This window comes from Methylopila musalis (assembly GCF_042679725.1).
Classification (GTDB): domain Bacteria; phylum Pseudomonadota; class Alphaproteobacteria; order Rhizobiales; family Methylopilaceae; genus Methylopila; species Methylopila musalis.
The window spans coordinates 1-1,453 of record NZ_JBHTMX010000346.1 but is presented as its reverse complement, the minus strand read 5'-3'; the positions used below and the strand labels follow the sequence as shown (position 1 = coordinate 1,453).

Sequence of the window (1,453 nt, the reverse complement as noted above, 5' to 3'; positions counted from 1 at the left end):
CGGCGCCACGCGCTGACGCCGGCGGCACCATGCGCCTGACGCTGCTCATCCTTCTGACGCTGTGCGCCGCGAGCGCGCTCGGCCTCGGCGCCACATGGCTCACGGTGGAGCGCGGCCTGCCCGTGGGCGGCCTCGTGATCGGCCCGTGGCGGGCGGACCCCGGCGTCGGCGGGCTCGGCGCCAACCCCTATCAGCGCGCCGGCCTGTCCCGGCGCGGCGAGGCCCCGCTCGCCTATGGCGACGGCCTCGCCTTCACGGCCACGACCGACCAGCAGGGGCGGCCGCTGTCGCTCGCCTGCGACTACACGCTCGCCGGCGACATGCCCGCCGCCCGACTGTGGACGCTCGCCGCCTTTCAGCCGGACGGGCGGCGGGTGGCGAACGCGCTCGGCCGCTTCGCCGCCACCAGCGCCGAGGCCGTGCGCGTGGCCGACCGGCCGACCGCCGTGACATTGTCGCGCGAGGCGCGGCCCGGCGACTGGCTGCCGCTGTCCGGCGAGGGGCCGTTCGTGCTCCGCCTCAACATCTACGAGACGGCGGTCGGCACGCCGCTCGCCCGCTCCAGCCCGCACCTGTTCACGATCGAGCGCGGGGCCTGCCGATGACCCGCCTCGCTTACGCCCTCGCGGTGGCGCTGGCGCTCGCCGGGCTGATCCATGTGGCCTCGCTGCTGGCGGTGCCCCGCTTCGCCGAGCGCGGACCCTACGAGCGCCTCGCGGCCCTGCCCGCGGACGGCCGTTTCGCGGCGCTGCCGGACGAGGGCGACGGCGCCGACGTCCTGCCGTTCCGCGATCCCGCCTTCGTGGAGGCCGTCTGCCGCTACGACGTCAGCGCGGGGCCGGCGACGGTGACCGCCACCCTGCCCCCGAGCTACGGCGCGGTGGCGTTCCACACCCGCGAGGGCCTGCCGTTCTATGCGCTGACCGATCGCGCGGCGACCGGCGGCCGGGTGGAGGTGACGGTGCTGAACGCCGCGCAGGCGGAGAAGGCGGAAGAGGAGGCCGAGGAGGAGGAGGCGGTGGAGCCGAGGCCCCGCATCCGCATCGTCTCGCCCACCGACGCCGGCTTCGTGCTGCTGCGCTTGTTCGCCCCCGCTCCGAGCGCCCGCCCCGGCTTGGTGGAGACCGCGCTGTCCGCCCGCTGCGGCCCGGCCGCGCCTTAAACCGTCTCGGTTCGCACGCGCTCGATCAGCGCCACGACGTGTCCCGCATCGATCGGAAACCCGTCCGCGACCCAGGCCGCTTCGGCCGCGCGCATCAGGCGGCCGAGCCGCGCGCCGCCGATCTCGCCCCGCGCCAGGAAATCCTTTGCGGCGAAGGGGCGCTGGGGCGGCGACCAGCGGTCCGGCAGCGTCTCAAGCGCCGCCCAGTGCGGATCGTCGGGGCCGGCGCCGCTGTCGCCCCACGCCAGCAGCGCCCGGTCCCGGAACGCCTCTGGGCCGATGCGGTGAAGC

2 protein-coding genes and 1 pseudogene are annotated in these 1,453 nt (G+C 76.4%); 2 read left to right on the top strand and 1 reads right to left on the bottom strand.

The window, feature by feature from the left end:
• Both ACFQ4O_RS17505 and ACFQ4O_RS17500 read left to right on the top strand, forming a co-directional pair.
• On the top strand, positions 1-605 hold a 605-nt coding region (locus ACFQ4O_RS17505; protein WP_378777653.1), incomplete at its 5' end, for a DUF1214 domain-containing protein.
• Complete coding sequence (locus ACFQ4O_RS17500) at positions 602-1,162, top strand: DUF1254 domain-containing protein (RefSeq protein WP_378777651.1); 561 nt, start codon at positions 602-604, stop codon at positions 1,160-1,162. The genes ACFQ4O_RS17505 and ACFQ4O_RS17500, both read left to right, overlap by 4 nt.
• On the opposite strand, the pseudogene ACFQ4O_RS17495 reads toward ACFQ4O_RS17500, so the two are convergent.
• Positions 1,159-1,453: pseudogene (locus tag ACFQ4O_RS17495) on the bottom strand (CCA tRNA nucleotidyltransferase); the annotation flags it as partial. The gene ACFQ4O_RS17500 and the pseudogene ACFQ4O_RS17495 overlap by 4 nt on opposite strands.

Bases quoted from the DNA above. Each gene is read 5' to 3' on its own strand.
- ACFQ4O_RS17500 (WP_378777651.1), top strand. From the start codon at position 602: ATGACCCGCCTCGCTTACGCCCTCGCGGTGGCGCTGGCGCTCGCCGGG.